Here is a 6,993-nt window from a genome sequence, read left to right as displayed (position 1 = left end):
CGGTCACCGCCATCCTGGACCGGCTCCGCCAACACCCGGAGATCGCCAGCGTGAGCAGCTGGTACGAGACCGGGGCCCCGAACCTGCTCGCCACCGACCGGCACGCCACGTACGCGCTGGTACAGCTGCGCGCGACCGACCCGGACGAGCAGACCGACCGGTACGAGGAGCTGCGGCCGGCGCTGGACGCCCCGGGGGTCACCACCGAGGTCGGTGGCAACGTCGCCTTCCTCGCGGAGTCCAACCGGCAGACCACCGAGGACATCACCCGGGCCGAAACACTCTCGCTGCCGGTCCTGCTGGTGCTGCTCATCCTGATCTTCCGCGGCCTGGTCGCCGCCGCGACACCGCTGCTGGTCGGCGGCCTGGCGATCCTGGGCGCGTTCGTCGCGGTCCGGCTGATCAGCACGGTCACCGACGTCTCGGTCTTCGCGATCAACATCATCACCCTGATCGGGCTGGGCATGGCGGTCGACTACGCGCTCTTCGTGGTCAGCCGGTTCCGGGAGGAGCTGGCGGCCGGTCATCCGACCGGTCGGGCGATCCAGCGCACCATGGCGACCGCCGGGCGGACGGTGCTGGTCTCCGGTCTGATCATCGCGACGGCCCTGGCCAGCCTGCTGATCTTCCCGCAGGTGTTCCTGAAGTCGATGGCGCTCGGCGGGATGGCGGCGGTCCTGGTCGCCATGCTCGCCGCGCTGACCGTACTGCCGGCCCTGCTGGCCGTGCTCGGACCGCGGATCAACGCGCTCGCCGTACCGGTGCCGTGGCGGCGGGGCGCGGACCGCGCCGGGCGGGCGGCGCCGGGCACCGACGGCGGTGCCTGGGCCCGGCTGGCCCACAGCGTGATGCGCCGGCCGGTGCTCTACCTGGTGGGCGTGGCCGCGGTGCTGGCGCTGCTCGCGGTCCCCTTCTTCCGGTTCGAGGCCGGCGGCTTCGACGAGCGGGTCCTGCCGGTCGACGCGCCGCCCAGGATGGTCGCCGAACGCATCGAGACCGGGTTCCCGGGCAGCAGCGTCGCTCCGATCGACGTGCTCGTCACCGGCACCGCCGACGCCGACCTGCGGCCCTTCGCCGACCGGGTGGCCGGGGTGCCGGGGGTCACCGGGGTCCAGGTGGCCGCCGACCGGGGCGACTCGATGCTGCTGTCGGTGACCTACTCCGGCGAGCCGACCGGGGACGTCGCCCAGGCGGCGGTGCGGACCATCCGCGATTTGCCGCCGCCCGTCGGGGCCGAGGTGCTGGTCGGCGGCCGGCCGGCGGTCGACCTGGACCTGGTGGAGAGCCTCACCGGCAAGCTGCCGTGGATGGCGCTGATCATGGCGTCGGCGACGCTGGTGCTGCTCTTCCTCGCCTTCGGTTCGGTGCTGCTGCCGATCAAGGCGGTGCTGATGAACCTGGTCTCGATCGGCGCGTCCTTCGGGGTGGTCGTCTGGATCTTCCAGGACGGGCACCTCGCCGACTGGCTCGGCTTCACCCCGACCGGGTTCATCGAGCCGAGCAGCCCGATCCTGATGCTGGCGGTGCTCTTCGGGCTCGCCACCGACTACGAGGTCTTCCTGCTCTCCCGGGTACGCGAGGAGTGGGACCGGACCGGCGACAACACCGCGTCGGTGGCGACCGGGTTGCAGCACACCGGCCGGATCATCACCGCCGCCGCGTTGCTGCTGGTCGTGGTGGTGGCCGGCTTCGCCACCGGCGGGGTGGTGCTGATCAAGCTGATCGGCGTCGGCATGATCGTGGCGATCGTGGTCGACGCGACCCTGGTGCGGGCCCTGCTGGTACCGGCCACGATGCGCCTGCTCGGCCGCTGGAACTGGTGGGCCCCCGCCGCCCTCGCCCGCCTGCACCGCCGCTACGGCCTCCACGAGCCCGCCCACACCCCCGATGAGCACGATCGCGATGAGCACGATCGCGATGATCAGGGAGCTGATCCCGCGAGTCGTCGGCGTGTCGGGGTCACCACTCCCTGATCACGCTGATCAAGCGACGGTGCCCTGGGGGCGCCGGGCACTGGGGCGCCGGGTGCGGGGTGCTGGCCGGCCGGGTGGCCGTCGCCGCCGGCGGAAGTCGGTGGCCGGACGGCGCCGGGCTGGCTAGCATCCCGCTCCGTGACGATCTACGAAACCGAGCGGCTCGTCGTCCGCGACTGGACCGAGGACGCGGCCGACCTGGCCCGGGTCTGGGAGATCTACTCGCGGCCCGAGGTCGCCCACTTCCTCTCCGCCCCCGACCTTCCGCTGCGGGGGCCGGGACAGGCCGCGGAACTGGTCCGGCGCTGGCACGCCCGCAACCGCCGGTTCCCCGCCGGCTACGGCATCTGGGCCGTGCAGCGCCGCGACGACGGCGAGGTCGTCGGCACGGTGATGCTCAAGCCGCTGCCCGGGGTCGACGAGTCGGAGCTGACCGGGGACATCGAGGTGGGCTGGCACCTGCACCCCGACCGCTGGGGGCACGGCTACGCCACCGAGGCGGCCCGCGGGGCGCTCGCGCGGGGCTTCGCGAACGGGGCCGAGGAGATCTACGCCGTGGTCGCGCCCGGCAACCAGGCCTCGATGGCCGTCGCCCGCCGTATCGGCATGACCCCGATCGGCCGGCGCACCAGCTGGTACGGCGGTGCGGAGTTGGAAACCTTCCGGTCGGGCCGCTGAGGTGGGACAACGTGCGGACACGGCTTGAATCGCACGCAGGGTGTGGCTCACAGCGGGCGCCCAGGGGCGATCGGGGAGAATGTCGGGGTGACTGTCCCCCGTGAGGTCGTCCTGCTCGGTTCCACCGGGTCGATCGGGACCCAGGCCATCGACATCGTCCGACGCAACCCGGACCGGTTCCGGGTGGTCGCCCTCGGCGCCGGCGGCGGCAACGTCGCCCAGCTCGCGGCCCAGGCGCTCGAACTGGGTGTGGAGGCCGTCGGGGTGGCGAAGGCCTCCGCCGCGCAGGACCTGCAACTCGCCTTCTACGCCGAGGCGGCCAAGCGGGACTATCCGGCGGGTGGTTTCCGGATCCCGAAGATCGTCGCCGGCCCGTCTGCGATGACCGAGCTGGCGGAGTGGCCCTGCGACATCGTGCTCAACGGCGTGGTCGGCTCGCTCGGGCTGGCGCCCACCCTGGCCGCGCTGCGCGCCGGTCGTACGCTCGCGCTGGCCAACAAGGAGTCCCTGGTGGCCGGTGGTCCGGTCGTACGGGCCGCGCTGCGCCGGCCGGACCAGATCGTCCCGGTCGACTCCGAACACTCGGCGCTGGCCCAGTGCCTGCGGGGCGGCAGTCGCGCCGAGGTGCGCCGGCTGGTCCTGACCGCCAGCGGCGGGCCCTTCCGGGGGCGGCGCCGCGACGAGCTGACCGCGGTCACCCCCGAGCAGGCCCTCGCCCATCCGACCTGGAACATGGGGCCGGTGGTCACGATCAACTGCGCCACGCTGGTGAACAAGGCGCTGGAGGTGATCGAGACCCACGAGCTGTTCGACGTGCCGTACCCGGACATCGCGGTCACGGTCCACCCCCAGTCGGTGATCCACTCCATGGTCGAGTTCGCCGACGGCTCGACGCTGGCCCAGGCCAGCCCGCCGGACATGCGGCTGCCGATCGCGCTCGCGCTGGGCTGGCCCGACCGGGTCGCGGACGCGGCCGCCGCCGTGGACTGGACGGCCGCGCACCGCTGGGAGTTCGAGCCGCTGGACGACGCGGCCTTCCCCGCCGTACGGCTGGCCAAGGAGGCCGGGACGGTCGGACGCTGCCGCCCGGCGATCTACAACGCGGCGAACGAGGAGTGCGTGGCCGCGTTCATCGCCGGCCGCCTACCATTCCTCGGCATCGTCGACACGCTCGAACGGGTGCTGGAGGCGGCCCCGGATTTTGCCGAACCGGGTAACGTCGAGGAGGTGCTCGCCGCCGAGTCCTGGGCGCGGGCGCGTGCCCAGGAGATCATCGCGACGGCGGTGGAGGGAGCTTGATGCTGTACCTGCTCGGGGTGGTGGCGTTCGCCCTGGGGATCCTCATCTCGGTGAGCCTGCACGAGGCCGGACACATGATCGTGGCCAAGCGGTTCGGGATGAAGGTCACCCGTTACTTCGTCGGATTCGGTCCCACCATCTGGTCGTTCCGGCGGGGTGAGACGGAGTACGGGATCAAGGCGATCCCGCTGGGCGGCTTCTGCAAGATCGTCGGCATGACACCGCAGGACGACGACGTCGACCCGGCGGACGAGCCCCGGGTGATGTGGCGCTACCCGGTCTGGAAGCGGACCGCGGTGATGGCCGCCGGCTCGATCGCCCACTTCACCCTCGCCATCGTGACCCTCTGGTTCGCGGCGATCTTCATGGGCCTGCCCAACCCGGAGTTCCCGAGCACCGAGGCGGGCTTCCAGAACGAGCCGGCGCGGATCTCGCTCGCCCCCTGCGTGGTCACCGAGAACGTGGAGCGCACCTGCCAGCCCGGCGACCCGACGAGCCCGGCGGCCCAGGCCAACCTGCGCGACGGCGACGTGGTGACCGCGGTCGGCGCCGCCCCGGTGGCCAACTGGGGCCAGATGCTCGACGCCGTACGGGCGGCGAAGCCCGGTCCCACCCAGGTCACCTACCTGCGGGACGGTGCGACGCAGACCACCGAGGTGAACCTCGCCGCCGTGCAGCGCCCGCCGCTGGGCCAGGTGGACGGTCCGGTCGGCCCGGTCTCCGCGATGGGGGTCAGCCTCAACCCGACGACACCGCCGATCGTGACGTACGACCCGATCGCCGCCTTCGGCGCGACGGCGGACTTCACCGGCGACATGGCGGTCAACACCGTGCACGCCATCCAGCGGATCCCGCAGAAGATCCCCGCCCTCTGGTCGGCGATCACCGGCGGCGAGCGCGACATCGACACCCCGATCAGCGTGGTCGGCGCCAGCCGGCTCGGCGGTGAGGCCGTCCAGCACGGTCTCTGGGAGGTCTTCGTCCTGCTCTTCATCTCGCTGAACTTCTTCATCGGCGTGTTCAACCTGCTGCCGCTGCTGCCGATGGACGGCGGCCACATCGCCATCGCGTGGTTCGAGCGCGTCAGGTCCTGGATCTTCGCCCGGCTGGGCAGGCCCGACCCGGGCCGGGTCGACTACTTCAAGCTCATGCCCGTCACGTACGCGCTGATCCTGATCGGTGGCGCCTTCACGCTGCTGACCATCACCGCCGACGTGGTGAATCCGATTACGCTGATCCAAAGGTGAGTGCTCCAGTGACCGCAGTCAGCCTCGGCATGCCCGCCGTACCCCCGCCGCCGCTCGCGCCCCGTCGGGCCAGCCGCCAGATCATGGTCGGTTCGGTGCCGGTGGGTGGCGGCGCGCCGGTGTCGGTGCAGTCGATGACCACGACGCTGACCGCCGACGTCAACTCGACGTTGCAGCAGATCGCCGAGCTGACCGCGTCCGGCTGCCAGATCGTCCGGGTGGCGGTGCCGTCCCAGGACGACGTGGAGGCGCTGCCCGCGATCGCCAAGAAGTCGCAGATCCCGGTGATCGCGGACATCCACTTCCAGCCGAGGTACGTCTTCGCGGCCATCGACGCGGGCTGTGCCGCGGTCCGGGTGAACCCGGGCAACATCCGGCAGTTCGACGACAAGGTCAAGGAGATCGCCGCGGCGGCGTCGGCGGCGGGGGTGCCGATCCGGATCGGCGTGAACGCCGGCTCGCTGGACAAGCGCCTGCTGGCCAAGTACGGCAGGGCCACCGCGGAGGCGCTGGTGGAGTCGGCGCTGTGGGAGTGCTCGCTCTTCGAGGAGCACGGCTTCCGGGACATCAAGATCTCGGTCAAGCACAACGACCCGGTGGTGATGATCCGGGCGTACCGTCAGCTCGCCGAGGCGTGTGACTATCCGCTGCATCTCGGGGTGACCGAGGCGGGCCCGGCCTTCCAGGGCACCATCAAGTCCTCGGTGGCCTTCGGTGCGCTGCTGGCGGAGGGGATCGGGGACACCATCCGGGTCTCCCTCTCCGCGCCGCCGGTCGAGGAGATCAAGGTCGGTGCCGCGATCCTGGAGTCACTGGGGCTGCGCGAGCGGGGTCTGGAGATCGTCTCCTGCCCGTCCTGCGGGCGGGCCCAGGTCGACGTCTACAAGCTCGCCGAGGAGGTCACCGCGGGCCTGGAGGGGCTGCCGGTGCCGCTGCGGGTGGCGGTGATGGGCTGCGTGGTCAACGGCCCGGGGGAGGCCCGCGAGGCGGACCTCGGAGTGGCCTCCGGCAACGGCAAGGGCCAGATCTTCGTCAAGGGCAAGGTCGTCAAGACGGTGCCCGAGGCGCAGATCGTGGAGACCCTGATCGAGGAGGCCGTCCGGCTCGCCGACGAGATGGGCGCCGACCTCCCCGAGGAGCTGCGTGACCTGGTCACCGGTCCGACGGTGACCGTGCACTGACGGTCGCGACGGGCTGAGCTGCCCGGCAACCGGCCGGACCGGGCCCGGCACGCCGCCGCCTTGGCCCGGCCGTCGCCGGCGCCGACTGGCGTCGGCGCCGGCGGGACCGGCCGACCCGTCACCCGGGGTCGGGGCGGGGCCGCGTCAGGCGGCGGTACAGGTGGGCGTGGGGACGGTGTTGGTGCCGGTCCAGGACCCGACGAAGCCGAACTCGGTGCTGGCGCCGGCTGCGAGCGCCCCGTTGTGCCCGGCGTTCGCGGCGGTGACGGTCGTGCCGCTGGTCGTGACGCTGGCCTCCCAGGACTGGCCGATGCTCTGCCCGGTGGCGAACGTCCAGCTCACCCGCCAGCCGTTGACCGCGGCCGCACCGGCGGTGACCCGTACGGCGCCCTGGAAACCACCGCTCCACTGGCCGGTCACCCGGTACGTCGCCGTACAGCCGGGTGCGTCGGCAGGTGGTGGTGTGCCGGTCGCCGGGGGCGGGGTGGTGGTGCCGGGGACCGGGGTGGTCGGGCCGCCCCAGCCGGCGGTGGAGTCCAGCCAGGTCGCGCGCTGGAACATCCAGTCCCGCATGTACTGGACCTGACCCTGCCAGGTGGCGGCGGTCGGCGTGAC

The 6,993-nt window shown here is 72.3% G+C and carries 6 protein-coding genes; 5 read left to right on the top strand and 1 reads right to left on the bottom strand.

Annotated elements, in window-relative coordinates:
* From ACQEUR_RS25460 to ispG, 5 genes are all read left to right on the top strand, one after another.
* The coding region (locus ACQEUR_RS25460; RefSeq protein ID WP_433036028.1) for an MMPL family transporter at positions 1-1,973 on the top strand (1,973 nt) is incomplete at its 5' end.
* Between the two features lie 138 nt (positions 1,974-2,111).
* The gene (locus tag ACQEUR_RS25455; protein WP_433036025.1) at positions 2,112-2,651 is read left to right on the top strand and encodes a GNAT family N-acetyltransferase; all 540 of its coding nucleotides are present in this window, start codon (positions 2,112-2,114) and stop codon (positions 2,649-2,651) included.
* Between the two features lie 87 nt (positions 2,652-2,738).
* Entirely contained in the window at positions 2,739-3,950 is a 1,212-nt protein-coding gene (gene dxr, locus ACQEUR_RS25450) for a 1-deoxy-D-xylulose-5-phosphate reductoisomerase (protein WP_433036022.1), read from the top strand.
* Positions 3,950-5,197, top strand: a complete 1,248-nt coding sequence (locus tag ACQEUR_RS25445; RefSeq protein ID WP_433036019.1) for a M50 family metallopeptidase — start codon at positions 3,950-3,952, stop codon at positions 5,195-5,197. Before dxr ends, ACQEUR_RS25445 begins: the two co-directional genes overlap by 1 nt.
* A gap of 8 nt (positions 5,198-5,205) precedes the next feature.
* Positions 5,206-6,378, top strand: coding sequence for a flavodoxin-dependent (E)-4-hydroxy-3-methylbut-2-enyl-diphosphate synthase (gene ispG / locus ACQEUR_RS25440; protein WP_433036016.1), 1,173 nt, complete (start codon positions 5,206-5,208; stop codon positions 6,376-6,378).
* Between the two features lie 144 nt (positions 6,379-6,522).
* Here ispG and ACQEUR_RS25435 read toward each other — a convergent pair.
* The coding region (locus ACQEUR_RS25435) for a cellulose binding domain-containing protein (RefSeq protein WP_433036013.1) at positions 6,523-6,993 on the bottom strand (471 nt) is incomplete at its 5' end.

This window comes from Plantactinospora sp. CA-290183 (assembly GCF_050936375.1).
In the GTDB taxonomy this organism is placed as follows: Bacteria; Actinomycetota; Actinomycetes; order Mycobacteriales; family Micromonosporaceae; genus Plantactinospora.
This window is presented reverse-complemented; position numbering and strand designations above follow the sequence as displayed.